This window comes from Patescibacteria group bacterium, assembly GCA_041661505.1.
GTDB lineage: Bacteria > Patescibacteriota > Patescibacteriia > Patescibacteriales > JBAZCA01 > JBAZCA01.
Genome location: JBAZUF010000001.1, coordinates 198,242 through 224,202, shown reverse-complemented (window position 1 = coordinate 224,202; position 25,961 = coordinate 198,242). Strand labels below are relative to the sequence as shown.

The window sequence follows — 25,961 nt, the reverse complement described above, 5'->3', positions numbered from 1 at the left end:
AAATATGACAAATCTAAAAATTTTACCCGAAAGAGGGGCCGGATTTTCTACGGAAAAATTTATGAAGAAAGTTTCCCCCGGACTTCCCGCGCATTTGAGAAATTCAAGCGATAAAAAAGCCATGGCTAATACGATGAAAGGAGGGCTGGAAAAAAAGATAAAGTATGGTTATTTAACCGATGATAATATTCGGGAAGCCATGCGCAAATTCAAGGGTGAAAATAAAGGCGTAACTGACGCTGATGTTAAAAGCTACAAAGAACGTTTGCAAGGCTATACCCGGGCGGCCGAGAGAGCTGGAAGACAGAAGGCGACGCCGCCGCAAAAAAAAGGAAAAGACAAGGTCGTTCCGTTTTCCAGCCGGGCGCCGATTGATGATCCCGGGCTAGGCTACAAAGCTAAACCTTTCGGGATTGCCGGACAAGGGAAAATAAGCACCCAGGATATGAGCAAGGGAATGATATTCTCGGCCAAACCGGGAAATTCAACTTCAGCGGTTAAATCGAAAGGCAGCGCCTCGGTGGTTAAGAGCAGGCCGAGCGCCTCGGGAAATTTAAGGCCGATTTTTTAATTTAAGAAAAGAACGTCGATTCGAGGAAATAAATAAAATAAAATATGGCAAAAAATTTTTACATCATGTTCGGGCCGCCGGGATCAGGCAAAGGCACCCAGGCGGAGATTTTAGGGAAAAGACTCAACCTGCCGACGATTTCGACCGGCGTGCTTTTGCGGAAAGAAATCGAAAATAAAACCGAGCTGGGAAAGGAAGTGGAATCAATCATGGCCGCCGGCAATTTGGTTTCTGATGAAATCGTCGCGAAAATGATCGATAACCGCCTGAAGGAAAAAGACGCCGGGCAAGGAGCTATCCTCGACGGTTATCCGCGCACCTTGAACCAGCAGGATTTTCTTTTAAGTATTTTTAAAAAAACAGCGGAGGCCGTTGTTACGCCGTTATTGGTTGATGTGAGCGATGACGAAGTGATAAAGCGCTTGGGCGGAAGAAGGGCTTGCGCTTGCGGGGCGACTTACCATATGATTTATAAACCGCCGAAAAATGATGAAATCTGCGACGTCTGCGGGACTAAACTCGTTGTCCGGCCGGACGACCAGCCGGAAGTAATAAAGGAAAGGCTCAAAGTTTACCATAAAAACGTCGATCCGGTTATTGACTATTGGAAAAAAAGCGGTAAGCTGATAATAATAAACGGAGAGCCGCCGATAAAAGAAGTTGCCGAAGAAATTGAAAAAAGACTGAAAGAAACAAGCATCGGATAGGCGCGTTCATGCTTGCGGATCCGAAAGCCGTTAGTTGGGTAATGAGGTTGTTATATGGTTTATATAAAGACAAAAGAAGAAATCGCGGTGATGCGGGAGGGAGGGAAAATTCTCGCCCGCATTCTTCATAATTTAGCCAAAGAAATTGAGCCCGGCGCAACTACCGGGTATCTGGAAGAGCTGGCTTTTAAGTGGATAACCGAAGCGGGCGGCAAGCCGGCTTTTAAAGGCTATAAGCAAGGGGCCGGCGCTAAGGGCTTTCCCACTTCAATTTGCACTTCCATAAATAATGAGGTGGTGCACGGGCCTGCCCTGCCTTCCCGGAAACTGGATGAAGGCGACTTGATATCTATCGACATCGGCATGGAGTATCCCGCCTGCGCCAAGGCTCCCGCCCGTTCCCGGCCAGAATGGCCGGGCAGGTCGGCGGGCAAGCCTCTTATGGTAACAACCGCGCCGAATCCGCCGCGCAACAAATATTCCAAAGACGGGGGATTTATAACCGACATGGCTTTGACTGCCGGAGTCGGGAAGATCGGCAAAGAGCAGGAAAAATTATTAAAAGCTACCCGCGAGGCTTTGGAATTAGGCATCAGGCAGGTTAGGCCGAACAACAGGCTCTCTGATATCGGCCGGGCAATCGAAACACATGTTTCGCGCCACGGTTTTTCCGTAGTACGTCAGCTGGTCGGCCACGGAGTGGGTTATGAGGTACATGAGGATCCGCAGATTCCCAATTTCGTGCCCCGGGAAAAGGGGTTTAAAGATTTGATTTTAAAGCCGGGCATGGTGATTGCTATTGAACCGATGGTCAACGCCGGCCGCTTCGAAGTGGAAGGGGAGGCCGACGGTTTTACCATTTATACCAAAGATGGGAGTTTGAGCGCCCACTTTGAGCATACCGTAGCCGTAACGGAAAAAGGTTTTGAGATTTTAACTTTATTGTGATCACTCGCATTGGGGGCTGGCTTAAGTCCTCGCACGAAATTGTAAATATTTGCTCGCTTATAAACTTAATTAAATTTATGAGATATTTAGGAATTGACTGGGGAAAAAAGAGGATTGGGCTCGCTATGGCTGATTCGGAAACAAAAATGGCTATTCCTTTTCGCGTCGTAAAAAATGCGGACGAGGTGATTGAAACCGTTAAAGAAGAACAGATTGAAAAAATTATTATAGGACTGCCGCTCACCCTATCCGGCCAGAACGGCGAAACCGCCAAAGAAGCGGTAAAATTCGCCGATGAATTGAAAAAAAAGACAGCGGTTACGATTGAGGTGATTGATGAAAGGCTGTCCAGCCGGGAAGCGGACGCTTTGATGAAGAAGAACATCGGCCAGGAGCGCGACGCGGTTTCAGCCATGCTGATTTTACAAAATTATTTGGACCAAAACCAAAATGAATGAAACCTGTAATTTAAAAGCGATAATTTTAAAAAGAGAGCCTTTCAGGGAATGCGATTCGAAAATAATAATTTACAGCCTGGAAAAAGGAAAGCTCGCGCTGGTGGCCAGAGGGGCGAAAAAAATTGGATCAAAACTCTCCGGCCATCTTGAGCCGTTTTGCTATTCCGAAATTATGGCCATCCGCGGCCGGCAATTGGAATATGCCGGATCGGCGGTTTGCGCCGAAGCCTTCCCGGGGATTAAAAAAAACCTCCTGAAGCTGGCGGCGGCCGGGCGCGCGCTAAAGATTTTTGACCGACTCCTAAAAGAAAATGAGCCGGATGAGAAAATTTTTTTTCTCCTTTTGGATTTTTTAAAAATGGCTGACAGAAAAAATAAAATAAACCCCGATTTTTTATTTCATCTTTTTGTCCTTAAGCTTTTCGGCGAATTGGGGCATCAGCCGGAATTATATTTTTGCGTCGATTGCCGGGAAAAAATAGGCCGGGAAGGAAATATTATTGATTTTGAAAAAGGCGGATTGGTCTGCCCGGGGTGCCAGACCAAAGAAACCGGCTCCGGCGAGGCGGCCCGGCGCGCGAATTATGGCCGGGAAGGAAGGCCTTTAGCCTTAACGGAAAACTGCATAAAATTATTAAGGCTCGCCGGGGCTAAAAGCTTAAGCGAACTTTCTTTTATTAAAGGAAGCGGCCGGCTGGAAGCGGAATTTATCGGCCGCCTGCGCCCACTTATTTTACTTGTTAATAATTGATTTTTCGAATAAATTAAGCTAAGATAAGGCTAAGCTTCAGGCAAACCTAATTATTTTACAAGATATGATGCGAACCCACACCAATGGAGAGCTAAACAAAACAAATGCCGGCCAAAGCGTTACTTTAACCGGCTGGGTGCACCGCCGGAGAGACCACGGCGGAATTATTTTTATTGATCTGCGCGACCGCTACGGCCTGACGCAAATTAAATTCGATCCGGAAATAAATGATGAAGCCTGGAAAAAAGGCGAGAACTTGCGAAGCGAATGGGTAATCCGAGTGTCGGGAAAAGTGCTTGAACGGCCGGCAGACATGGTCAATAAAAAACTAAAAACCGGTGAGATTGAAGTGGGCGTTTTAAGTTTGGAAATTTTATCCGCGGCCAAAACTCCGCCTTTTGAAATTGACGAAGAAAAAGTTACCGAAGCTAATGAAGCGCTTCGGCTAAAATACCGCTTTATCGACCTGCGCCGCGAAGAACTGCAGAAGCTATTAATTAAGAAAGATAAATTTTTTCAGTTTACCAGGAAATATTTTTCACAGCTCGGGTTCATAGAAGTGCAGACCCCGATACTAGCCAACTCTTCGCCGGAAGGCGCAAGGGATTTTTTAGTCCCGTCGCGGCTTTACCCAGGCAAGTTTTACGCCCTGCCTCAAGCCCCCCAGCAGTTTAAGCAGCTATTGATGGTCGGCGGGCTGGATAAATATTTCCAAATCGCGCCCTGTTTCAGGGACGAAGATCCGCGGATGGACCGGCACTACGGCGAGTTTTACCAGCTGGATATGGAAATGAGCTTTGTGGAGCAGGACGATGTTTTCCAAATCATGGAACCCTGGGTCAAGGACATTACCAAAAAATTCAGTAAGAAAAAAATGTTCGGCTTGAATGATGACGGAAGCTTAAAGCGCCTGGCTTGGCGCGACGCCATGACCCGCTACGGCAGCGATAAACCGGATTTGCGTTTTGACCTGGAAATTAAGCCGGTCACGGATCTGGTGCGTGGCTGTGGTTTTAGCGTATTCGCTAGTGCCGTGGAATCCGGCGGCGTGGTGCACGCCTTAAAAGTGGACAAGGGCGCGAAGTTTACCAGATCGCAAATTGACGAATTAACTGAACTGGCAAAAACTAAAGGCGCTAAAGGATTAGCTTATATTGTGGTACGAAGCGAGACTGAACTGCAATCGCCGATAATTAAATTTTTAGGCGATGATCTGACCGCGAAAATCATAAAAGATGTGGAAGCCAAAGCCGGTGATATAATTTTCTTCGGCGCCGATAACTGGCGGACGGTCTGCGATGCCCTAGGCGTTGTGCGCGGCGCTTGTGCCGACAAGCTGAAACTTAAAGACAAAAAGAAAGCAACATGGCTCTGGATCGTCGATTTTCCTATGTATGATATGTCCGAAATTGAGCCGGGAAAGATTGATTTTAGCCACAATCCTTTCTCTATGCCCCAGGGTGGTTTAGAGGCCTTGGAATCGAAAAAACCCTTGGAAATACTGGCTTACCAATATGATTTAATTTTAAACGGCTTTGAAGTTTCGTCCGGGGCCATAAGAAATCATGAACCTCTAATCATGTACAAAGCCTTTGAAATAGCGGGCTACACCCGGGAAGAAGTGGACGCTAAGTTCGGCGCGATAATCCGGGCTTTTGAATTCGGCGCTCCGCCGCACGGCGGCAACGCGCCCGGCGTAGACCGCATCTTCATGGCCTTAAACGATTTAGACTCAATCCGCGATATTTACGCCTTTCCTAAGGATGGCCGCGGAAAAGATTTACTCATGGGTTCGCCGTCGGATGTTGACGAGAAACAGTTAAGGGATCTGCATATTAGGATAAAAATCGATTAATTTTATGACCCTAAAAGAAAAAATTAAAATTGATCTCGTGGCCGCCATGCGCGCCAAAGAAGAGAAAAAACTCGGTGTTTTAAGGATGCTTAGTAGTGCGATTCAAATGAAAGAAATTTCTTTGCGCAAGGGCGGAGAGGCAGAATTATCGGATGACCAGGCAATGGAAGTAATATCCAGCGAAATAAAAAAACGCCGCGATTCAATCGAGGCTTATGAGAAAGGCGGTCGGCCGGAACTGGCGAAAAACGAAAAAGAAGAAATGAATATTTTGGAGACTTATCTGCCTGAACAGATGGCGGACGAAGAGCTGGAGTCGATTGTAATGAAAGCCGTTAAGGAGGCGGGCGCGGGCGCTAACTTCGGCGCAATAATGGGGAAAATTATGCCCTTAGTTAAGGGTAAAGCCGACGGCAACCGGGTAAGCGCTATGGTAAAGAAAGCGGCAGGGCAGTAATTAATCAGACTGGAAAAGATAAATAACCTCTTAAAAATATTTTTTCTAAATAGAATCACCCTGCCCGGTTTAAGGCAGGGTGATTCTTGAAGCCTTTTTTAGGGCAGGAAGGCTTTGATTTTCGCAAAAAGGATGATATAATTATATTAGATTTAAGATTTCATATAATCTTAGCCAAGAATAAAATGGCCAGCCTGGCGCTTATTATTATCGTTTTAGCCGTCATTTTATTCGCGGCCGCAAAAACTATGGACTCAAACCAAAATGCCGCCAAGTTCGCATTCTTTTACCTGCTTTCTTTAGTGGCGCTTACTTTCACCTCTGTTTCAGTAGGGATGATTATTTTCCAAATCATCAACAAAACCGTGGCCGACCCTTTAGCCTTAAGCATGTATCAGCCCGGCCAGTTTTCTTCCGGGGCTCTGCGCTTTGCCATTTCCGCTTTAATTATCGCCGCCCCGATTTTTTACCTGACTATCTGGCAGATTTTTAAGAATTTAAAAGACGGAAGCCTAGGCAAAGATTCCGGCGTCCGGAAATGGCTCACCTATTTTATTTTACTGGTCTCAATTATCGTCATGATCGGCTGGCTGATCGCCACCTTAAATAATTTTTTAAACGGCGAGCTCACTGTCAAGTTCATCTTGAAAGCCTTAACGTCAATTTTAATTTCGGCCGTTATTTTTTCCTTTTATTTTTACGATATCCGCCGAAAAGAAGTAGAGAAGAAAAAGGACAGCATCCTTCAGATTTATTTTTATGGCTCGCTGGTTTTAGTGGTTGCGGCGCTTACCGCCAGCTTTTTTTACATCGAATCGCCCGCGACAGTCCGGGCGAGAAACCATGACCGGCAAGTGGCGGTAAACCTGGATCAGGTTGATTCGGCCATAAACTCTTACTTCAATAAATCAAAATCCGTTCCGGAAAAATTAGGAGACCTGTTTGGGGACGTTTCGAGGGAAATATATCTAACCGAAGATTCAATAAAAGACCCCCAGACCGGGAAAGAATTCGAGTATAAAAAGAAAACTAAGGACAGCTATGAGATTTGCGCCGACTTCAGCCTGTCCAACAAAGCCAAAGACAGTTCCGAACAAATTGATCCCTATATTGACCAGCGCTGGCAGCATGACGCCGGCCGCCAATGCTTTACCAAAAAAGCCGAAGAAATCAAGAATCCGATTTCCGCCGCTAAGCCGATAAACCAGTAATGATTAATTCTCTAAAGATGCGGGACGGCGCCCGGCTTTTAAAGCCGCGGGTTTCCCGGGAATTATTGGATATTAGTTAATTTTCAATTATATGGCAAAAGGAAAAAAGCGCAAAACTCCGGTTGTTAAATCGCGTTCGGGCAAACCGAAACGTCCGGGGCCGGTAAAGCCGGGAAGAGCTAGGGTTAAAGTCCCGGCAAAAAACCCGATTCTTCCGGCCAGGCTCTTAGCTTATTTGGAAAAGGCCGGAGTCAGCCATAGCGTTCTAGTCCACAAGACCGTTTATACGGCTTATGACGCGGCCGCGACCATGAAAAAAAAATTGGATGAAATCGCCAAGTCGCTTTTAGTTAAGGCCGATAAGGATTATTACGTGGCAATTCTTCCGGCTGACCGCAATCTGGATATGAAAAAATTGGGGGCGGTAATCGGCAAGGCCTGCGATCGGAAAGTGAAGATGATAAAAATTCCCGGAGAAGAAATAATGGCCGAAGTAGTCAAGGCGAAAAATATGGCTATTACCGCTTTCGGCGGATTGCACAACCTTCCGGTAGTGGCGGAAAAAAATTTGGAAAAGGCGAAGAAGCTGGTTTTTTCTTCCGGCCAGCATAACCATTCAATCGAGATGAAGCTGAAAGATTTTTTGAAACTGGAAAAACCAATCTTGGGAAAATTCGGAATTAAAAAGAAATTGGCCAAACTAAAATAGGGCTTGCCAAAGCCTCTTTAAACGGCGCGCTGCCGCTTCAGAAGCGATTAAAAAGATTGGCCGGCTAAATTAATAATGCTAAACATAAAAATCGAAAAATTCGAAGGCCCCTTGGATTTGCTTTTAAAACTAATTGAAAAGGAGGAATTAGATATCACTAAAATCAGCCTGGCAAGAATTACCGACCAGTACATTGATCTCGTAAAAAATTCACCAGCCATCAGACCGGGCGAAATGGCTGATTTTTTAGTTTTGGCCGCCCGGCTTTTGTTCATAAAATCCAAAGCCTTGTTTCCTTATATTGAAACTGACGATGAAGAGGACAATGACGACCTGGAGCGCCAGCTTCGCATGTATAAGGAATACCTCGAAGCGGCTAAATCGATTGAAGCGATTTTGAAGAAAAACAATTTTATGTTCCCCCGGGAGTTTAACCGTAAAGCCATCGTTTTATCGATTAATAATTTTTCGCCGCCAAAAAATTTGACGGCCGGGATAATGGCTTCCTGTTTAGCGGAAATTATTGAGCGCGTCAAGCCGGCCCAGGCGGATTTGGATGAAAAAAAGCTTGAGGCGGTGATAAACATCGAAGACCGGATACTGCTTATCCAAAAGATCCTTACCGAAAAGATTAAGTTCAATTTTAAAAGGCTATTGGAGAAAGCCGAATCAAAAACCGAAATTATTGTTTCCTTTCTGGCTATGCTCGAGCTCGCCAAGCAAAATAATATTGTCATTGAGCAGGACGAGCTGTTCGGGGAAATGATGATTGTTAAAAATGGCGGCTTTTAATCATTCGCGCGGCTTACCGCATCGGTCCGGAAAAAGAAGGCTGGCCGTTAGATTATGTTTTGTTATTTGCTAAATAATTATGAGTTTAAAATCAAAAATCGAATCCTTGTTATTCATCTCGGCCAAAGCTATGCCAGTAAAACAGCTTTCCGATATTATTAAGGCGCCGGCCAAAGAAGTTGAAGGCGCCTTGTCCGAGTTGCTCGCAGAATATAAAGAAAGCGGCCGGGGAATGGAAATAATCCGGCAAGGCGGAAAATACCAGATGGCGTCGGCGCCCGAGAACGCCGGCCTCGTAAAGGAGTTTGTCAAAGACGAAGTGACCGGCGAGTTGTCCCGCCCGAGCCTTGAGGCGCTGACGATTATCGCTTACCGCGGCCCGATATCAAAAATTGACCTTGACCGCATCCGGGGAGTCAACTGCGGGATGATTCTGCGAAACCTTTTGATTCGGGGGCTGATTGAGTCGCGCGACGACAAAGCAAAGCGCGAGACTTATTATAGCGTTACGCTTGATTTTATCCGCTTCCTTGGGCTAAATGAAATAAGCCAGCTGCCGGATTTTAACAGGCTTCACAAGGAGGAAACATTGGAGAAAATGCTTGAGAATTAAAAATATTATGTTTCTTTCCATTGCCTTTACTTTGGCTTTTGTTTTTTCAACAGCCTTATTAAATACATCCCTAGATTATTCCCGGGTTTTGCCCGATTTTTTTGGCTACCGCCAGGAAGAAGGAAGCCAGATTTTAGGAATGGTGGAAAACGCGAGGGACGCGTCGCTTTCCTTCCTGGGATATAAAAAACTTCCGGTAAGCGAGGATAAGCCGGCTCCGCCGGTCATCCGAAATAAAGTGGCGGGCCTGAAAATCGCCGCCCGGAGCGCGGTGGCCGTCGACTGCCAAAGCAATAACATAATTTTTAAGCAGGCGGCGGAAGAAAAATGGCCGATCGCGAGCATCACCAAGCTGATGACGGCTCTGGTATTTTTAGATTATAATCCGGGCTGGGAAAAAGAATACCAGATGAAAAAAGGAGACCGCCGGGAGGGCGGAAAAGTTTTTCTTTTTCCCGGCGAAAAAATTAAAATCAAAGATTTGTTTTATACCAGCCTGGTCGCTTCAGACAATACAGCGACAGCCGCCTTGGTCCATTCAACCGGAATGACCGAAGGGCAATTTGTCGAAAAGATGAGGGAGCGGGCAAATCTGCTCGGCATGGTTAATACTGCTTTTTTTGATTCAACCGGCCTAAAACCCAACGAATCGACGGCCGAAGAAATCGCCAAATTCGCCCGGATCGCTTTGGAAAATGAAGAAATCCAAAAAGCCACCCTGACGAGGAATTACCGCTATAAAACTCTGGACGGAAAAGAAAAAAATATACCTTCAACCGACCAGCTTTTAAAAGAAGAAATGGGGGAAGGCATAAAAATGGCCGGCGGAAAAACCGGGTTTACCAATGAGGCCGGCTATTGCTTTGTCGGCCGGTTTTCGCATGATGGCCACGAGCTTGTTACTGTAGTTTTGGGCACCCCTTCAATTGATACCCGGTTTACCGAAACCGGCAATTTAGTTAAGTGGATTTTTTCCAATTTTAGATGGGGAGATGAAATTGCGCCGGATGGGGAAAAATGATATAATGCTGGTAGCTAAAAGGAATGGAATTAAGGTCCTCTAATTTTTGGATTTTTCGCGCATAAAAAGGAAAATTAAAAATATAAAAGGCTTATGGCAAACAAAATAGTCATTGCTAACTGGAAGATGAAACTGGGTTATAAAGAGTCGGTTGCATTGGCCAAAGAGATGAAAATAAAATTCAAGGATTTTAAAGGCGGGGAAGTCGGGATTTGCCCTAATTTTATTTCCTTGGCCGAAGTAAAAAAAAATCTGGAAGGGAGTCCCTTAATGTGCGGTTCGCAAAATGTGTTTTGGGAAGCCCAGGGAGCTTATACCGGAGAAATTTCGCCGTTAAACCTGTCAGAAATCGGATGCGATATGGCGATCATCGGCCACTCGGAGAGGCGGGAGTATTTGCTTGAAAATTATGAGATGGTTCATAAAAAATTAAAGGCGGTTTTGGAAGTAGAAAATTTAATGCCCGTTGTCTGCCTGGGCGAAGAAAAAGACGAAAGGAAATCAAAAAAAAGGGATTTCATACTGGTTGACCAGGTTAACCAGGCCTTTGGAGGCTTGAGTATTATGGAAAACCAAAAAATCGTCGTCGCTTACGAACCGATTTGGGCCATAGGATCCGGCGTAGCCATCGAGCCGTCGGACTGCGATTACGCCCACAAGATAATCCGCCTTACCTTGAATGAATTGTTCGGCTCTAAAATTTCGGAGAAATGCTTCCGGATAATTTACGGCGGCAGCATTTCTTCCAAAAACGTAAACGAGTTCGTCAATTTGGAAAATCTTGACGGCCTTTTGGTCGGGGGAGCGAGTCTGAACGCGGAAGAGTTTTACAAGGTCGCGAATATTTTAATTAACAGCTAAATAAAATTAATGCTGGTTCATATTAAAGAATTGGTTGAAGACGCGGAAAAAGAGGGATACGCTTTAGGGGCTTTTAACATATTAAATATTGAGATGGCTTTGGGCGTGGCTTACGCGGCCGAAAAGACCGGCTCTCCGGTAATTTTCCAGGTTTCCCAGAATGTAATCGAATACATGGGGGTAAAGCCGATTACCCACATCGTTTCGACGATCGCGAAAAATATCGCGGTCCAGGTGCCGGTCGCCCTGCATCTTGACCATGGGAAGAGTTTTGACGCGATTTTCGAATGTATTAATTCGGGTTTTACCTCGGTCCATATTGACGCTTCCAGCCTGCCTTATGACGAGAATGTAAATCTTACCCGGCACGTAGTTGAAGTGGCCCGGCCCAAAGGGGTCTGGGTGCAAGGGGAGCTCGGAGAGATGATCGGCGGGCACGGCCAATCAGGAAATATTATTAATAATGTTCCGATTGCCGATCCGGATAAGGTAGCGGAATTCGTCAAAGCGACAAAAATTGACACCGTCGCGGCGCCCATCGGAACCGCCCACGGAGTTTATGAAAACGAAAGAGTCGACCTCGAAGTTTTAAAAGCTATTAAGGAAAGAATATCGATTCCTTTCGTCCTGCACGGCGGTTCAGGCGTAAAAAGCGAAGATATGAAAAAGGCGGTCGCTATGGGCGTTAATATTATTAATATCGGAAGCGATTTGAAAATCGCCTTTTCAAAAAAATTAATTGAGACTTGCGTTAACAATAAAGAAGAAACCGATCCGAGAGTGTTATTAAAGCCAACTATCGAGGCAGTGGAAAAAGTCGTAAGGGAGAAAGTGAAAATTTTTGGGAGCGCCGGACGCTATCAGGTGAAAAAAATTGAGACTTAAAAAAAGCGCTATAATCGCCGCGATAAAATTGGAATAAAATAGAGAGAACCAAATATCCCATGCTTGCCCTAAAAATTCCAAGGAGGTTATTTGAATCAAAAGCTTTCAGGAGCCGGATTTTTGTATTCTTAAGCCTATTCGCCATAGCTTCATTTTTTGTTTTTTTACCAAGCGCGGCTTTGGCCCAAGAGCAAGACTTCGGGTTAAACGAAGCTTCAAGGATCGGACTGGGGTCAGCCAGCCCTGGAGTGGTTGTTGCCCGGGTGGTCCAGGCCGCTTTAGGGTTTTTAGGCCTGATTGCCGTTGTTTTAGTAATCTACGCCGGCTTTGTAATGATGACCTCGGATGGCAACGCGGAAAAAGTCGACAAGGCGAAAAAGATCTTAAAGAACGCGGTTATCGGCTTGATTATTATTTTATCAGCCTTTGCCATTGTTTCTTTTATTTTAAATAAGCTAACCGGATCGATATGGGGTAATGGCGGCGGAGGCGGCGGCGGAGGCGGCGGCGGGCTAGGCGCTTTAGGCAATGGAATAATAAAAAGCGTATATCCCGAGCCAGGGCAAAAGAATGTCGTTAAGAATACGGTCATTGTCGTCACTTTCCGGGAAAAAATGAAAGCTGATACTATTTGCGATCAAGTTGATGCAAACGGCAACTGCGCGCCGGGCGCGATGATAAAAAAAGAAAATATCCGCATTTTTGAAACCGAACGCGGCGATTCTTGCCAGGTAGCTAAAGAAAATAACGAAAATTTAGCGGGGATCGTGAATACCGCCCAGGCGGCCGTAAATAATTGCGAAGCGACGAATATTATTGATGTTTACTGCGCGTCAAAGGACAATGAAACCTTTGTTTTTATGCCAAAAAAATATCTAAATCCGGCCTCGGCTTCGGATCCGGACAATAACTGGCACACGGTTATGCTGTCGCGCGACATAAAAAAAGCCGACAGCTCGGCCGCTTTCGGTTCTTTAACGACTGGTTTTAGCTGGAGCTTTGAAGTTACCAATAGATTAGATCTCACTCCGCCGCAAGTTTTAAAGGACGGAGTTTTTCCCACTCCGGATAATGAAGCGGATATTAAAAACCCGGCATCAAGCGCTATTCGGGCCAAGGGAAGCATTAAAGTTTTGCAAATTCCGCGAATCTATTCGGCCGCCAGCGCGGGAAATCCGGTCAAAAATCCCGCGAACGCCACCTGGAGCGAAGCTCTATTAGAAGGCAGTTATAGTTGCTTTGAAGACGGAATGATCAGCGTTTCTTTAGATAATGAATTAACGGCAAGCGTGGCCGGCGTATCCGGAGTAGTTCCGGGCGACTCGGCCGGCGACAATAAAATATCTTTAGGGTGCGGACTGGATTTGGTTCCGAAAACCGGAAATTTTTCGGCCGGAAACGCCTGGAAAATAGCAGTCAGCGCCGAAAAGCCGGCCGATACTCTGCGGGTAGGCGGAGCCGACTATTCATTTAGCAGCCAGTCGGGCGAAGGGAAAATAAAGATCGGCTCCGATGCTGACGCGACAGCGGCTAATTTAGCGAGCGCCTTATCCGGGAACAGCGTAGTTTTGGCCGCCGTGTCTGAAACGGATTCTAAAATCGTGGATATTTCGGCCAAGAACGCCGGAGAGGGCGGCAACAATATTGAAATGCAGTCTTCGAGTCAGAGCGCCCTTGAAATAAAAAGCATGGAAGGAGGCAAGGACGAAGAGGTAACGATAACGGTTAAAGGGCGGAGAGATAAAGCAAGAAACGCCATAATCCAGATTAACTTCAACGAGGCCGTTAATCCAATGTCGGTTTCAGGGACGGCCGGCGAAGTGAGGGACGCCATAAAAGTAGTTAACACGAAGACCGGCAGCCTGGCCGCCGGGGCGAGCTGCGCGGAAGACTCGGATTGCCTTTCTTACAGCTGTAAAAACGGCGCTTGCAAAGACGATTACTTTGACGGGAAATTTTTGATATCAAACCAGTACGCGACCGTTGAATTCATTTCCAATATTGAGTGCGGAGTCAACGCCTGCGGAGAAAAAGTATATTGCCTTCCGGAAAATAGCCACCTGGCGGTAAAATTGAAGGCCGCTTCGTTAGCCGGCTGTACGGCTGACGGATGTTTAAACAAAGAAAGCTACACTCTTTGCGAAGATAATGTCTGCAAGGACCAAAACGGAAAAAAATACCCTCTTTCTGAAATTCCGCTTATAGGAATCGCGGACATGGCGTTAAATTCGTTTGACGGCAACCGGAATAACTACGCCGACGGGCCGGAATCCCAAAGTAATGAGCCGCCTTTTGACGAAAACCATGATGTCGCCGGCTCAACGCATGGCGATGATTTCATCTGGTCTTTCTTTATCAACGACAAAATTGATTTGACGCCGCCGGAGATTTCTTTGACTAAGCCGATTCATGACGGGAGAACTGATTCTGACCCGGCGGTTGAAATCGATTTTTCCAAGCTGATGATGAGCTCAAGCCTTACAACCGGGGAAAGAAAAATTACTAGAGAAACGGCCGGATCAGGAAACGCTACGACCACGAAAGAGATTATCCATAAGTTGATTAATATCTACCCCTACGCAGCCGAGCCGATTGGCTACTGGATAACTAAAACTAATATTGACGACGATCCGGTGGCCGGAAACGGCATTATCGGAGATGGAGAAGCGGACTGGACCAAAGCTTACCTGAACCACTCTTCTTTTGCCGATCAGGAAAAATACCGCGTCCAGGCCGGTTCCGGAGTAAAAGACATTTATCAAAACTGCTATAAGCCGTGTTCCAGCGGCTCGTGCGCCGGAGCGCCTTCCTGCTGTGGCGATGTTCCGAAGGCAGACGAATTATGCGAATAATGTAATGAAAAATAAGATTATAAAAAATTTATTCGTCCTGGCTTTAGCCGTACTGTTTTTGGGAGCGGCCCATTTCGCTTTGGCCCAAACGGATCTAGGCCTTAATGCCGCGGAGCAGATAGGGCTGTCAAATACCAGCCCAAAAACGCTGATTGTTAATATTGTCCGGGTGATGCTCGGGTTTTTGGCTTTGATAATGATAATCATTATCATGTACGGCGGCTGGCTTTGGATGACGGCCGGGGGAGAGGCGGAAAAAGTTGATAAAGCAAAAAAACTCATCCGCAACGCGGTAATCGGGCTAATAATTCTTTTATCGGCTTTTGCTATTGTAAGCTTTATTATAACCAAGCTTGTGCCGCCCTGCGAAGGGCCGAATTGCGGAAACCCTCCGGTTTGCGATCCGCCGTGCGCCGAGGGACTGACCTGCTGTCCCGGGGATTATTGCGCCGAAAGCTGCGGAACCCCTCCGCCCGAAGGAGTCTTCGCGGTTAAGGGCACAATTCCAAGGAACCAGTCAACGAACGTTATCCGGAACGTTGTTGTCCAGGCTTTCTTTAATCAGCAAATTGATAACCAAACCACCCAGGAAACGCTGGATAACAATTTTAAAGTGGAGCAAATCGGGACAGTGGCCGATAACGGGAAAACCTTCCCGCTTTTCTCGCCGAAGTTAATTGCCTTAACCGCTCTGGCCCAGACCGGAGGAATTATGGGGTCGGTCGCTACGTCCTCGGCCTGGGAGGAAATTAATTTTACGGCCGCGGCCGAGTGCGGGGACGAAGCCTCAACTACTCATTGCTTTCCGGCTAAAAGCCAAATTCGGGTAACGATTAACGGCGGTTCGGGCATAATTTCTTCCGTAGGCCGCAAATCTTTATCCTGCGCCGCCGGAGCGACTTGCGTCTTTACTTTTGCCACCGGAGAATTAATCGATACCGGACCGCCAACCGCCGGAATAATACCGGCCCAAATTTGTAAAGACGACGGCACCTTAAAGCCAGACGCCAATACGGTTGGCGGCTGGGGCCGGGATGATATTGCTATGGGATCCTTAATATTTTATTCCCAAAAAACCGGCGGGAGTGAAGAAATGAACCACCTGGAGCCTGGTAATGAGGAGAGATACCAATATCTTGATTGGAAATATGATACAACAAATTATTCTATAGGCGATGAATATACTTTTAAGGTATTAGCCAAAGATATGGCGGCCGCTACCTCAACGGCGAGTTTTATAACTAACGTAAAACCCGGACACTGCTGTAACGGGATAAAAGACGCGGACGAAGAAGATATTGATTGCGGAGGAGCGGATTGCCTGGCGTGCGAAGGCGGGGCATGCAATCGAACCGGAGTAAACCAATGCGGAGCCAGCAATTCCAATTGCGCCGACGAGCTGTGCTCTACCAGCTTTTGCCAATGCACTACGGACGCGTGTATATGTAAAAAGAGGCCGATTATTAATAAAATAACGCCGACCGGCGGATTTTGCGACGGCAATATTAATAAGTTTTGCCAGGTGGACGGAGATTGCGCGGGGTTAAGTCCGGCTACCTGCAACAAAGACACGGCTAACGGAGCGCCTAACAATTTTTTGACGATTTTTGGAAAAAATTTCGGCGTGGTGAGCAATCTTCTGGAAAATGTCTTAACTAACGTCAATTTTGAGCAAGGGACATTGGGAGGCGTACCGAAAGACTGGAGGGCGGCTAAGCAGAATCATTCCTGGATCGGGATAGTAAGTGAACCGGGAAATTATGTTTCGCCCGAAAGAAGCGTAAAGATGCATGAAGATGCCGGCCAGCCGTACCCGGGAGTCTGCGGTGAAGAGTTGTGCCGGCGGCAAGGGATTTATGATAAATTTCCTTTTGCCTGCGAGTGGAGGAATGAAGACGGAGTAAATAAATGCGTTTTCCCCCATAACGCCTATTGCGGAGAAGGGGAATGCAAAGTTAACGAAGGAAGTAATTTGAGGTGGCCGTATACCAACCGGGTGATGTGGAACGCGCTTACTTATGATATTTCGAAATTGAATTTTAAAGTTGGAGACAAATACGTATTAAGGTTCAAATACAAGGGACGGACGCAAAAAAATATAAGCATCGCCGCCGGATACTCTTTAGGAAATACGGTCCAGGCGTGGAAGAAGTCCGATTATGGGAATGATTCGAACTGCGTTGAATTAGGAGGATCATATTGCTCTAATAGCCCCGGGAAGTGCCAGTGCTCCGGGGCGCCGGACTATTGCTGTTATCACGCTCCTCTGCAAACCAAGCCTTACATTGGCTTTAACTTCTTAACAATTAGGGCCGGTGATTACAAAGATTGGCAGAGCTATGAATCATATTTTATTTACACGGCGGAAATGGACAGGCTAAGGGACAAAACCGGGAAGAAAGTTATAGAAGTCGGCTTGGCCGGTAATTATTACGCGACTGATTCGCAGGGGAGCGACATATATATTGATGATTTCCAGTTTGCCCGGGTCGCTTCAAATGCCGGAGTGAAATTTGTCGGGGTAAAAGACGACGCAAGCGATGATAGAATGGGGATTTTCCCCACTGACTTAAACCCGGCCTGCATCTCAAGCTGGACTGATAGGCAAATCATAATAGCGGTTCCCGGAAGCACGGTTAGCGGAAGCATTAATGTTACCGGAGAAAACGGCTTGACTGACGCTACTGACGATCCATACGGGCCGATGATAAAAGATTTTACGGCTAATACGATTGTAAGGCCCGGCATCTGCCGGCTGGCGAACAATAAATGCTCCGGCGATCCGCTTTGCGAAGAAGATCACGGGCTGATTGGAGATACGCTTACTTATTACGGCCTGAATCTTCCAACCGGCGCTATAGCCTATTTTGGCGACTGGTGGGGAAATAAAGTCCAGGGAGGAAATTCCGCGTTTGGCGCTAATAGCAATAAGCAAGGGACTGCCGATGTGGCGAATATCTATCCCGGGCTGACAACGAGTTTTGTAGTGAAAGGAAAGGTGGGAAGCAATTATTTGAATTTTACCAAAGATGAAGAGCCATACGCCGGCCCCCAAATCTTATCTTTTGATCCGACCCGCGGCCCGATTGGGCAGTATGTAACTATCCGCGGCCGGAAGTTCGGCAATGCCCAGGGGACTAGCAAAGTTTTTTTCGGACCGGTTTCCGGAAAAGAAGCAAGCTACAGCTTTCCCGAGGTATGTAAAGACAGCGTCTGGAAAGATAACCAGGTAATAGTCAAAGTCCCCGAAGATTTGGCTAACGGCTACTATACATTAACCATGCAAATAGGCAGTCAGACGATTGATAGTTCGGGCCTGGCAACGCCGAAATTCAAAGTCGATTCGACTCTTCCCTTAAGCCCGAGCCTTTGTAAAATTGATCCCCAAATGGGACCGGTCGGAAGCGACGTAAGTTTTTGGGGAGAATATTTTGGAACAAAAGACATAAACAGCAAAGCTAGATTCCATTTAAATAAAAACCAAGAGGGAGAGGCGATTAGTTACTGGGGAGCGGCGCCAAGCACGCCTTCAGGAATTGTTCCGGACAAGGCTTTAACCACTGTTCCCAAGGCCGCGTCCACCGGACCCGCGCGCCTCGTAAAAAATTCCCCGGAATTAGCCGGCAACGGGCTCAATTTTAAAGTCGGCGAATGTTCAAAAGACGACGAATGCGGCGGGACTAACGTCTGCTGTCCGACTGATTCTCCGGCTAAAGGCCGGTGCCTGGAAAACATTGACAAATGCTATGCCCAATTCAACTCCTGCGTTTATGAGTGGGATATTAATACCGGCGAACCGGAATTTTGCGATGGCGACGCGGCAACTCCTGGCTGTCAAAAAGACCAGAGCCGATGCGTGAATGGAAAAATCTGCGATGAATCGGATTGCCGCTGTAAAATTCCCTGCAGCAAGAGTGGCATGACCGGAGTCTGCATGCCGGATCAAAATAAATGTCCGGCCGATACTACCTGTAATAGAATTACTTGTCTTTGTAATCCCGGACCGGAGCCGAAATCCTGCTCGGGTTATGCTTTAGTCCAGTGCGTTGATTCGCTATACTGCCCGAATTCGCCGGGCAACTGCTCGGCCAACCAGAATCCGTTTGAGGCAACAGCTTGCACCGACGATTATTGTACCACCGAGTTGTGCAACGGCGAAGCTTGCTTATATCATACTGATTTAAATAAATGCATAAGAAGCGGAAACCTGGCTTGCGATTTAAACCAGACGATTATCAAAAATTATAACGGCCAGGATTATACTTTTGAAAAGTTTTGCGCCAAATATAACGGCAACACCTACTTCGAATACAAGGGCAACGGAAACTGCGCGATTCTAGGATCAAGCTTTATAAATATCGGCCAAGGCCTCTGCGTTTCGGAAACCGCGGCGGAAGTTTGCGATTTTTGCGCAGGCAATTTTAAGTGCGTTGACGAATTGGGGAAAATTGACGGCAATTCAAGCGACTATATCGGAGTCTGCGGCCTCTCTGGCGATGTCTGCGCGAACGGATTTGAGTGCGCGAACGGAGTCTGTATACAAGAAACGCCCGGATATTGTGAATGCTGCTGTGATATTAATTCGAATTATGAGCCGGGTAACGCTAATTATCCCGGCAATCCGGCCTGCTGTACTCCTTTAATCTGCGGCAATGATTGCGGCTCGGGCGGAATTGATAAGAGTAATCCTTTGAACGGGAATTATAGCGACTCGGGCGACGTAGACTTTGGCTTATGCTCGGGTTGTGCCAATATCGGAACTAACCAAGACGACCATGACCGGGCTTGCAACTGCGAAGGGACGACCGGAAAATATTGCGATATGACTAACTCGGAAGAAACCGGCGGAGTCTGCCGCGACTGCACTAGTTTGACTTTCATTTCTCCTTCCAAATGCTCGGAGCATTCGGCTTCTTGTTGCGTTGACGCGAAAAAGTCCAATAGCTGTTCCGGCCAGGCCGGCAATAAGGAGATTATCAAGGGTGACACGCCTGACTTAGCTTACTGCTCATACTATAACTGCCAGACCTCCGGGAAATACCAATGCGCGTCTTCAACCCCGACCATTGACGGGCAATATGGCAATGCTAGATGCGATAATCAGTGCGGACAATGCGTCGGCTGTTCCTGTTTTGACAGGGATACAGATAATTGTTCCTTAACCTGCGATCATCCAGATACTTATCAATGCTTTGGCGACACCGGAAATAGCGGATGCTATGATAACGCCCCTTTGCCTCCGCGCCCGGCCTGCTCCGCCGGCGATGAATCCTGCATTTGTTGTTGCGATCCGTATAATACCGGGAGTGATCCGGAACTGGATAATTATGATAAATGTAAAAAGATTATTGACCCGATAAGGGAAATATCAGGCAAATTGTCCTGTAAGGCTGATAAACGGCCCTGCACGACAAATAAGCGCGGGCTTTGTTGCGGATGTGTTGAAGATTCTAATTGCGGTAGCCCAAACAACGTGGGTTGCAGTTCTGATTCTTGCTGCCGGTCAAGGCCGACCGTTATCTCGACAATTCCGACTGACGGGATGATAAACGTTTGCCGCAACGCGGAGATAAGCGCTACTTTTGACCAAAAGATGGATGTAAACAGCCTGCCGTCTAACATGATTTTAGCCGGTGAATATGATTCGGCCTGCCCGGCGGGGACAACGCCTCTGGCTAAGGGAGCGGCGCCCAAGGGTTTCTTTAGCCGGCTGGCTACTGGGATCACCGACTTCATAAAACGAATCGTCCGCGTAAAAACGAAAACCGCGGCCGCTGACGTCCCTAATCCGGAAAAGAATTATTGTACGGCCTCAACTACGGTAATGATCTACAATAATCAAGTCATATTTAGAATAGGAAAACTGCTTGATTCAGAGAGAAAATATTTTGCCATCTTAAAAGGCGACCCTAATTTAAACGATGATATAAAAGAGGGCGTTTTAAGCACTTGGAAAGTTGGAATGAACGGCCCGGATAATATGACTTTTAACGGCGTGGAATTTAAGCACGCCAAAGTCTGGTCATTCACCACCAAGCCGGACACGGCGCCGAATAAAGGCCTTTGCACCATTGATAAAGCCTATGTCGAGCCTTACTCTTACTTATTCCAGACCGTGAAAAACAGTATTACAGAAGTCGATACTGACAGAAGCGATTTGACTTATGATACGGAAAAAGACAGCGACAAAGAATACCGGAGCTTTGCGGTTTCAGATGATAACCAGATATTGTCGCCGGTCGCGGGCTATTATTGGAATTGGGTTTGGAAAATCGATAATACGCTGGTGGCGGCCACTACGACCCGGCCAATAAATGAATTTTTAAGCGATCCGGCCAACAGGTTTACCGAATTCGAATTAATCGCCGCCCAGGAGGATATAACCGAAGGGGAAACTAAAGCCCATGCCGTTGTTAAGTTGTCAGAGTCTTCATTATCAAGCGAAGGCGACGGGAAGGAAGGAGTCGGCGATATTTACGTTTTTGTCTGCGAAAATCCCTGGCCGGCGCTAAATTCCGATAAAACCTGGTCGCCCTGGAAAGACACCCGGCGCTGTGAAGACTCGGCTGGAAAATCTATCGGCTTTTGCCCAGCTGGCGCCGCCGTTGATGAGTCATGCGTTCTCGGCCAGGGGACATGCAAAGAAAACTGCACGATTACCGACCAGGGTTGTTTCTATACTAACCAGGAAATTTACTATTGCCGGGACAAGGGGGCAAAAGGCGATCCCGCCGATGATCTGCCGAAAATATTCGGCGATGCAATCCGCGGCAGTTCAACAATCCAGGATGTGTTCAAAGAATTTTATTTCTTGAGGCATAAGTAGAAGTGTTCTATCATAGACGAAATGCGAATAGAAAAAAATTTTTTTGAAGACAAACCGGCCAAAATTAACAAATATTAATATATAAATCTAATAATATGTTTGAAAACGCCAATTCTCAAAGCCAAAACCAAAATCCGGCCGGCGGGCCGCAGGCAAATAATTCTATGCCCCGCCCTCCAATGCCCGCGGCGCCGGGAGCCGGCCCTAAACCGGAAGGCGTGGAGGATATTTTTTCCCAAATGGAAGGGGGAGAAAAGCCCCGTCCGCCCGAGCTCCGGCCAAAATCAAGCATTACCCCTCCGGCTTCACCAGAAGCTGAAAGACTGGCAATCCATCACGAAGACGACAAAAAAAAGCTGGCTATCGCCGGACTGGGTTTAGGCGGGCTGATTTTAATCTTCGTCGGGCTTTGGTATAGTTACAATATCTTTTTGCCCGGCCGCCAGGAGAAGAAAGATACTAATGCCGAAACGGCAAATGAAGCTGTTAATACAAACACTTCCGCGAACCAGGCGGCCAATAATAGCGCCAATACTAGTGAAAATAACGGTTCTGGCGCGAATACAGCCAACAGCGGGAATGCCGGATCAACAACCCCTGAAGATTTGACCGGCGCCGGCCAGCTGATTGAACAGCAAGACAAAACCAATAGTGCGTTAATCGGAGCTGATTTGCAGGAAGGAATTGATTCGGATAACGATGGCTTAAACGACACTGAAGAGCAAAGCCTGGGGACTGATTCGCAAAAAGTCGATACCGACGGCGACGGATTATTTGATAAGGAAGAAGTCTATACCTATAAGACCGACCCGCTAAACAAAGATACCGACGGCGACGGCTATGAGGACGGGAGCGAGGTCAAAGGCGGGTATAATCCCAAGGGACCGGGAAAATTGTACGAAGTTAAATAAATTATGTTTGATTTTAATAAACTTTTTCGAAAAAAAGAGCCGGAAGCTAATAAGGAAGAGAGTAAGGCGGATGAAGTTAAAAAAGAAGAGCCAGTTCCTCTAAACCTTTCCGTCCATGTTATGCCTAAGCGTTTTCTTGACGCGGCCAGCCATGCCAAGAATTCAAAAAACGCCGGGCTGATAATTCTTGCTTCCGGAATATTTCTGCTAATCGCCCTGGGCGCTGGCGGCTATTATTATTTTTATATTATGAAGCCAGGCTCTCCGGTTGAACCGAGACCGGAGCCGGTTGTTACGGAAGAAAATCCCGCCGCAGAGGCAACTACCGGCGCCGCAGAGCAGGAGGAAGAAGCGGCCCAAATTAAGGACGCCAAAAATACTTATGCCGCATTTCGAAATAAAATCACCAGCCTTGGATCGGCGGCCGATTATGACGCGCTGGTTAAAAGCCAGGCGGAAGGCCAGTTTCTGGCTGACTGGAGCGGCGTTAAAGACAAGGCTTTGGCGCTTAGCCAATCGGACCAAGATTCATTTATAGAGTATATTAAAACCTGCCAGCCGAAAATTTCTGAAATAGAGAATTTATTGGGAGGCGTACGCGATGCAAACGGAAAAATTACGCTTACGGTCACCAGCTCAAGCTTCGCGGTTTCCGCCGATTTAATGAAAGCGAACGGCGAATGGAAAATCGTCAGCGAGCAAGGATATAAATGCCTTGACGAGAGCGGCGTTCCGGCGGCTTTGGCGGAGTGGATTGATAAAAAAGCAAGCGGCGTCTTGCCTGAAAGCGGGGAACAGCTGGTTCCGGCTAAAGACAGCGACGCGGACGGATTGACTGATACTGAAGAAACGCTTATCGGAACCGATAGTGAAAAGGGCGATTCTGACGCGGACGACTATTCTGATTTGAGTGAATTAAAGAACTTATATAATCCGGCCGGAACGGGAAAATTGGCCGATAATCCGAACATTAAAGCTTACGCCAATCAGAATTTCAGCTACAACCTGTATTATCCGGCCAAATGGAATATTGAAAAAGTTACCGGCGGGGATACGATAATTTTCCGGTCGCCGGACAACCAGTTTTTGCAGGTTTTAGTCCAGCCCAATGCCAACAAAGAAGAGATTGAAGCCTGGTATAATTCCCAGTTTGAAAATGCCACCACCACTCCGGCGGTAATGGAAAAGGCCGATGCGGACGGCAAAACGCTTTGGCGCGCGGTAAAAAGTCCGGATAATTTGACGCTTTATTTAACGAACTTGGCCAAGGAGTATATATATGTGTTAAGCTATAGCCCGGGCGAGGGAAAAATTTTGGAATACCCGAATATTTATCAGACAATGATTGACAGCTTCCAAATCGGGACATAAAAAACAAAAATGGTAGAAATAAACAACAGGACTAAAGCCCGGATTAACGCGTTGCTGATAAGGAAGACCGCGGAAAAATTTTTGAAAGAGAAAAGGAAGGCGGATTACGAACTTTCCATCGCGATAGTAAGCGATTCGGAAATAAAAAAATTGAACCGGCAATACCGGAAAATCAACCGGCCGACAGACGTTTTATCGTTTCCCGGAGAAGGAAAATTTTTAGGGGAAATTGTTCTTGGTCTCGCGCAAATCAAGCGCCAGGCGAGAGAGCTTAAAAAAACCGCGGAGGATGAATTGATTTTTATTTTAATCCACGGCCTTTTGCACTTAATCGGCCTTGACGACAAGACGGAAAAAGGCAGGGTAAGGATGATTAAAGAAGGGGAAGAGTTTTTAAGGAAAAATAAACCCGTATAAATTTATTAATAGTTATATGATAAGAGCAAGAAGGCTGATAAAAAGTTTTTTTTACGCTTACAGAGGACTTCTTAAAGTTTTTCGCGAGGAGCAAAATATCCGGATCCAGCTTATGGCCGCTTTGGTTACGGCGGCCGCGGGAATTTTTTACCGGATCAGCCGGACCGAATGGTTTTTCATGGCATTCGCTTTTACCCTGGTGTTCTTAATGGAAATCATTAACTCGGCGATTGAAAGGACGGCGGATGTCCTAAAGCCGAGAATCGATAGCTACGTCAAGGAAATTAAAGATATTATGGCTGGGGCGGTAATGCTCTCCGCGGCCATGTGCTTGGTTGCCGGGCTCGTAATATTCTTGCCTTATATATTTGGCGGACTATAACATTTTTGGTATAATAATTAAGATAAAACAAGATAAATTATAGCGGGATTCGCCCACACGAACTATGAGAGAAAATATTATCGCCGGATTAGATATTGGCTCGGCCAGTATACGTTTGGTAATCGGACAAAAGAGTATCAGCCGGGAAGAGAAAAACTTCCAGATTATCGGCGCCGTAGAAGTCCCGACTGAAGGGATTAGCCGCGGGATTGTAAATTCGATTGAGGATGCGACGTCTTCAATTTCGGCTTGTTTAGAAAAAGCCGAAAGGCTCGTCGGCTCGCCGGTTAAAAGCGTTTGGGTGGGAATAAATTTCCCTAATATTAAATGCGAAAAAAGCCGGGGCGTTGTCGCGGTCGGCAAGTCTGACGGTGAAATTACGCCGGATGACGTCGAGCGGGCGCTCGAGGCGGCGCGGGCTCTTTCCGTTCCCCCGAATTATGAAATTTTGCACGTTATTCCGGTCAAGTTTACGGTCGATAACCAGGAAGAAATAAAGGATCCGATCGGAATGACCGGGGTCCGTTTAGAAGTGGAAACCCTGATTATCCAGGGATTAACTTCCCAAATCAAGAATTTAACTAAAGCTATTTACCGAACCGGCCTGGAAATAGAAGATTTGGTTTTATCGCCTTTGGCTTCGGCCGAAGCGGTAATCAACCCGAAGCAAAAAGAGCTGGGCGCGGCTTTAGTAAATATCGGGTCATCTACCACCAGCCTGGCAGTCTTTGAAGAAGGCGAACTTTTGCATACGGCCGTCATTCCCCTTGGCTCCGAGCATATAACCGCCGACATTGCCATCGGACTGCGATGCCCTATTAATCTTGCCGAAAAAATTAAAATCGAATTCGGATCGGCCAAGCCGGACCAATATTCCAAAAAAGACGAAATCGATATCAGCGCTTTGGTCGAGGAAGGGGAAAACGACGGAGAAACAACCGTTTCCCAAAAATACATTTCAGAAATTATCGAAGCGCGGGTGGACGAAATATTTGAAAAAATCGACGCTGAATTTAAAAAAATCGACCGCTCGGGGATGCTTCCGGCCGGAGTCTTTTTAGTCGGCGGCGGGGCGAAATTATCCCATATCGTCGAATCGGCTAAAAAGAAACTTCGCCTGCCGGCCTGTTTGGGAACTAACCGCGTCGCGTCGACCGTTATCGACAAAGTGGAAGACGTAAATTATTTAACCGCCCTGGGGTTAGCGGTTTGGGGCAACCAGGCTCTAGATCAGGAAAAAGGCCGGAAACTGGACTGGACGCGGAGCGGGCAGGCAGTCGGAAAATCAGTCGATAAAATTAAGCGGTGGATGTCCTCTTTAATGCCTTAAAAGACGGGCAAATAAAGAAAAAATACGAAGGAA

General features: G+C 46.8%; 21 protein-coding genes. All 21 read left to right on the top strand.

What is annotated here, in order from left to right; genetic code table 11:
• Positions 1 to 4: 4 nt before the first annotated feature.
• The 21 genes from WC715_01105 to ftsA all read left to right on the top strand — a co-directional run bounded on the left by WC715_01105 (position 5) and on the right by ftsA (position 25,928).
• The gene (locus tag WC715_01105) at positions 5 to 571 is read left to right on the top strand and encodes a hypothetical protein (GenBank protein MFA6171049.1); all 567 of its coding nucleotides are present in this window, start codon (positions 5 to 7) and stop codon (positions 569 to 571) included.
• 44 nt (positions 572 to 615) lie between these two features.
• Complete coding sequence (locus WC715_01100) at positions 616 to 1,278, top strand: adenylate kinase (GenBank protein MFA6171048.1); 663 nt, start codon at positions 616 to 618, stop codon at positions 1,276 to 1,278.
• A 54-nt stretch (positions 1,279 to 1,332) separates the two neighbouring features.
• On the top strand, positions 1,333 to 2,226 hold the full coding sequence (gene map, locus WC715_01095; protein ID MFA6171047.1) for a type I methionyl aminopeptidase: 894 nt from the start codon (positions 1,333 to 1,335) through the stop codon (positions 2,224 to 2,226).
• Between the two features lie 77 nt (positions 2,227 to 2,303).
• Positions 2,304 to 2,684, top strand: coding sequence for a Holliday junction resolvase RuvX (gene ruvX / locus WC715_01090; GenBank protein ID MFA6171046.1), 381 nt, complete (start codon positions 2,304 to 2,306; stop codon positions 2,682 to 2,684).
• Positions 2,677 to 3,435, top strand: coding sequence for a DNA repair protein RecO (recO, locus tag WC715_01085; GenBank protein MFA6171045.1), 759 nt, complete (start codon positions 2,677 to 2,679; stop codon positions 3,433 to 3,435). Before ruvX ends, recO begins: the two co-directional genes overlap by 8 nt.
• A 64-nt stretch (positions 3,436 to 3,499) precedes the next feature.
• Positions 3,500 to 5,290, top strand: a complete 1,791-nt coding sequence (gene aspS / locus WC715_01080; protein ID MFA6171044.1) for an aspartate--tRNA ligase — start codon at positions 3,500 to 3,502, stop codon at positions 5,288 to 5,290.
• A gap of 4 nt (positions 5,291 to 5,294) precedes the next feature.
• Positions 5,295 to 5,747, top strand: a complete 453-nt coding sequence (locus WC715_01075) for a GatB/YqeY domain-containing protein (protein MFA6171043.1) — start codon at positions 5,295 to 5,297, stop codon at positions 5,745 to 5,747.
• Positions 5,748 to 5,995: 248 nt separating this feature from the next.
• Positions 5,996 to 6,958 carry a DUF5671 domain-containing protein gene (locus WC715_01070; protein ID MFA6171042.1) on the top strand — a complete coding sequence of 321 codons (963 nt, stop codon included), beginning with the start codon at positions 5,996 to 5,998 and terminating at the stop codon, positions 6,956 to 6,958.
• A gap of 91 nt (positions 6,959 to 7,049) precedes the next feature.
• The gene (locus WC715_01065; protein MFA6171041.1) at positions 7,050 to 7,667 is read left to right on the top strand and encodes a YbaK/EbsC family protein; all 618 of its coding nucleotides are present in this window, start codon (positions 7,050 to 7,052) and stop codon (positions 7,665 to 7,667) included.
• A 75-nt stretch (positions 7,668 to 7,742) separates the two neighbouring features.
• Positions 7,743 to 8,459, top strand: coding sequence for a segregation/condensation protein A (locus tag WC715_01060; protein ID MFA6171040.1), 717 nt, complete (start codon positions 7,743 to 7,745; stop codon positions 8,457 to 8,459).
• A 79-nt stretch (positions 8,460 to 8,538) separates the two neighbouring features.
• The gene (scpB, locus tag WC715_01055) at positions 8,539 to 9,072 is read left to right on the top strand and encodes an SMC-Scp complex subunit ScpB (protein MFA6171039.1); all 534 of its coding nucleotides are present in this window, start codon (positions 8,539 to 8,541) and stop codon (positions 9,070 to 9,072) included.
• Between the two features lie 7 nt (positions 9,073 to 9,079).
• Positions 9,080 to 10,093 carry a serine hydrolase gene (locus tag WC715_01050; protein MFA6171038.1) on the top strand — a complete coding sequence of 338 codons (1,014 nt, stop codon included), beginning with the start codon at positions 9,080 to 9,082 and terminating at the stop codon, positions 10,091 to 10,093.
• A gap of 93 nt (positions 10,094 to 10,186) precedes the next feature.
• A complete protein-coding gene (gene tpiA / locus WC715_01045; protein ID MFA6171037.1) occupies positions 10,187 to 10,954 on the top strand; it encodes a triose-phosphate isomerase in 768 nt (255 codons plus the stop codon).
• A 9-nt stretch (positions 10,955 to 10,963) separates the two neighbouring features.
• Complete coding sequence (locus tag WC715_01040; protein ID MFA6171036.1) at positions 10,964 to 11,839, top strand: class II fructose-bisphosphate aldolase; 876 nt, start codon at positions 10,964 to 10,966, stop codon at positions 11,837 to 11,839.
• Positions 11,840 to 11,898: 59 nt separating this feature from the next.
• On the top strand, positions 11,899 to 14,691 hold the full coding sequence (locus WC715_01035; GenBank protein MFA6171035.1) for a pilin: 2,793 nt from the start codon (positions 11,899 to 11,901) through the stop codon (positions 14,689 to 14,691).
• A 4-nt stretch (positions 14,692 to 14,695) separates the two neighbouring features.
• On the top strand, positions 14,696 to 21,517 hold the full coding sequence (locus WC715_01030; protein ID MFA6171034.1) for an Ig-like domain-containing protein: 6,822 nt from the start codon (positions 14,696 to 14,698) through the stop codon (positions 21,515 to 21,517).
• Positions 21,518 to 21,612: 95 nt separating this feature from the next.
• Positions 21,613 to 22,428 carry a hypothetical protein gene (locus tag WC715_01025; GenBank protein ID MFA6171033.1) on the top strand — a complete coding sequence of 272 codons (816 nt, stop codon included), beginning with the start codon at positions 21,613 to 21,615 and terminating at the stop codon, positions 22,426 to 22,428.
• A 3-nt stretch (positions 22,429 to 22,431) separates the two neighbouring features.
• Entirely contained in the window at positions 22,432 to 23,799 is a 1,368-nt protein-coding gene (locus WC715_01020) for a hypothetical protein (GenBank protein MFA6171032.1), read from the top strand.
• 9 nt (positions 23,800 to 23,808) lie between these two features.
• Positions 23,809 to 24,216, top strand: coding sequence for an rRNA maturation RNase YbeY (gene ybeY, locus WC715_01015; GenBank protein MFA6171031.1), 408 nt, complete (start codon positions 23,809 to 23,811; stop codon positions 24,214 to 24,216).
• 16 nt (positions 24,217 to 24,232) lie between these two features.
• Complete coding sequence (locus tag WC715_01010) at positions 24,233 to 24,598, top strand: diacylglycerol kinase family protein (GenBank protein MFA6171030.1); 366 nt, start codon at positions 24,233 to 24,235, stop codon at positions 24,596 to 24,598.
• A gap of 64 nt (positions 24,599 to 24,662) precedes the next feature.
• Positions 24,663 to 25,928, top strand: coding sequence for a cell division protein FtsA (ftsA, locus tag WC715_01005; GenBank protein ID MFA6171029.1), 1,266 nt, complete (start codon positions 24,663 to 24,665; stop codon positions 25,926 to 25,928).
• The last annotated feature ends 33 nt before the right edge of the window (positions 25,929 to 25,961 follow it).

Excerpts from the sequence above, each read along its gene's own strand:
- WC715_01100 (MFA6171048.1), top strand. The coding sequence starts at position 616 with ATGGCAAAAAATTTTTACATCATGTTCGGGCCGCCGGGATCAGGCAAA.
- recO (MFA6171045.1), top strand. The coding sequence starts at position 2,677 with ATGAATGAAACCTGTAATTTAAAAGCGATAATTTTAAAAAGAGAGCCT.
- WC715_01030 (MFA6171034.1), top strand. The coding sequence starts at position 14,696 with ATGAAAAATAAGATTATAAAAAATTTATTCGTCCTGGCTTTAGCCGTA.
- WC715_01075 (MFA6171043.1), top strand. The coding sequence starts at position 5,295 with ATGACCCTAAAAGAAAAAATTAAAATTGATCTCGTGGCCGCCATGCGC.
- WC715_01020 (MFA6171032.1), top strand. The coding sequence starts at position 22,432 with ATGTTTGATTTTAATAAACTTTTTCGAAAAAAAGAGCCGGAAGCTAAT.
- scpB (MFA6171039.1), top strand. The coding sequence starts at position 8,539 with ATGAGTTTAAAATCAAAAATCGAATCCTTGTTATTCATCTCGGCCAAA.
- WC715_01065 (MFA6171041.1), top strand. The coding sequence starts at position 7,050 with ATGGCAAAAGGAAAAAAGCGCAAAACTCCGGTTGTTAAATCGCGTTCG.
- tpiA (MFA6171037.1), top strand. The coding sequence starts at position 10,187 with ATGGCAAACAAAATAGTCATTGCTAACTGGAAGATGAAACTGGGTTAT.
- WC715_01060 (MFA6171040.1), top strand. The coding sequence starts at position 7,743 with ATGCTAAACATAAAAATCGAAAAATTCGAAGGCCCCTTGGATTTGCTT.
- aspS (MFA6171044.1), top strand. The coding sequence starts at position 3,500 with ATGATGCGAACCCACACCAATGGAGAGCTAAACAAAACAAATGCCGGC.
- WC715_01035 (MFA6171035.1), top strand. The coding sequence starts at position 11,899 with ATGCTTGCCCTAAAAATTCCAAGGAGGTTATTTGAATCAAAAGCTTTC.
- ftsA (MFA6171029.1), top strand. The coding sequence starts at position 24,663 with ATGAGAGAAAATATTATCGCCGGATTAGATATTGGCTCGGCCAGTATA.
- WC715_01025 (MFA6171033.1), top strand. The coding sequence starts at position 21,613 with ATGTTTGAAAACGCCAATTCTCAAAGCCAAAACCAAAATCCGGCCGGC.
- ybeY (MFA6171031.1), top strand. The coding sequence starts at position 23,809 with ATGGTAGAAATAAACAACAGGACTAAAGCCCGGATTAACGCGTTGCTG.
- WC715_01070 (MFA6171042.1), top strand. The coding sequence starts at position 5,996 with ATGGACTCAAACCAAAATGCCGCCAAGTTCGCATTCTTTTACCTGCTT.
- WC715_01050 (MFA6171038.1), top strand. The coding sequence starts at position 9,080 with ATGTTTCTTTCCATTGCCTTTACTTTGGCTTTTGTTTTTTCAACAGCC.
- WC715_01105 (MFA6171049.1), top strand. The coding sequence starts at position 5 with ATGACAAATCTAAAAATTTTACCCGAAAGAGGGGCCGGATTTTCTACG.
- ruvX (MFA6171046.1), top strand. The coding sequence starts at position 2,304 with ATGAGATATTTAGGAATTGACTGGGGAAAAAAGAGGATTGGGCTCGCT.
- WC715_01010 (MFA6171030.1), top strand. The coding sequence starts at position 24,233 with ATGATAAGAGCAAGAAGGCTGATAAAAAGTTTTTTTTACGCTTACAGA.
- map (MFA6171047.1), top strand. The coding sequence starts at position 1,333 with ATGGTTTATATAAAGACAAAAGAAGAAATCGCGGTGATGCGGGAGGGA.
- WC715_01040 (MFA6171036.1), top strand. The coding sequence starts at position 10,964 with ATGCTGGTTCATATTAAAGAATTGGTTGAAGACGCGGAAAAAGAGGGA.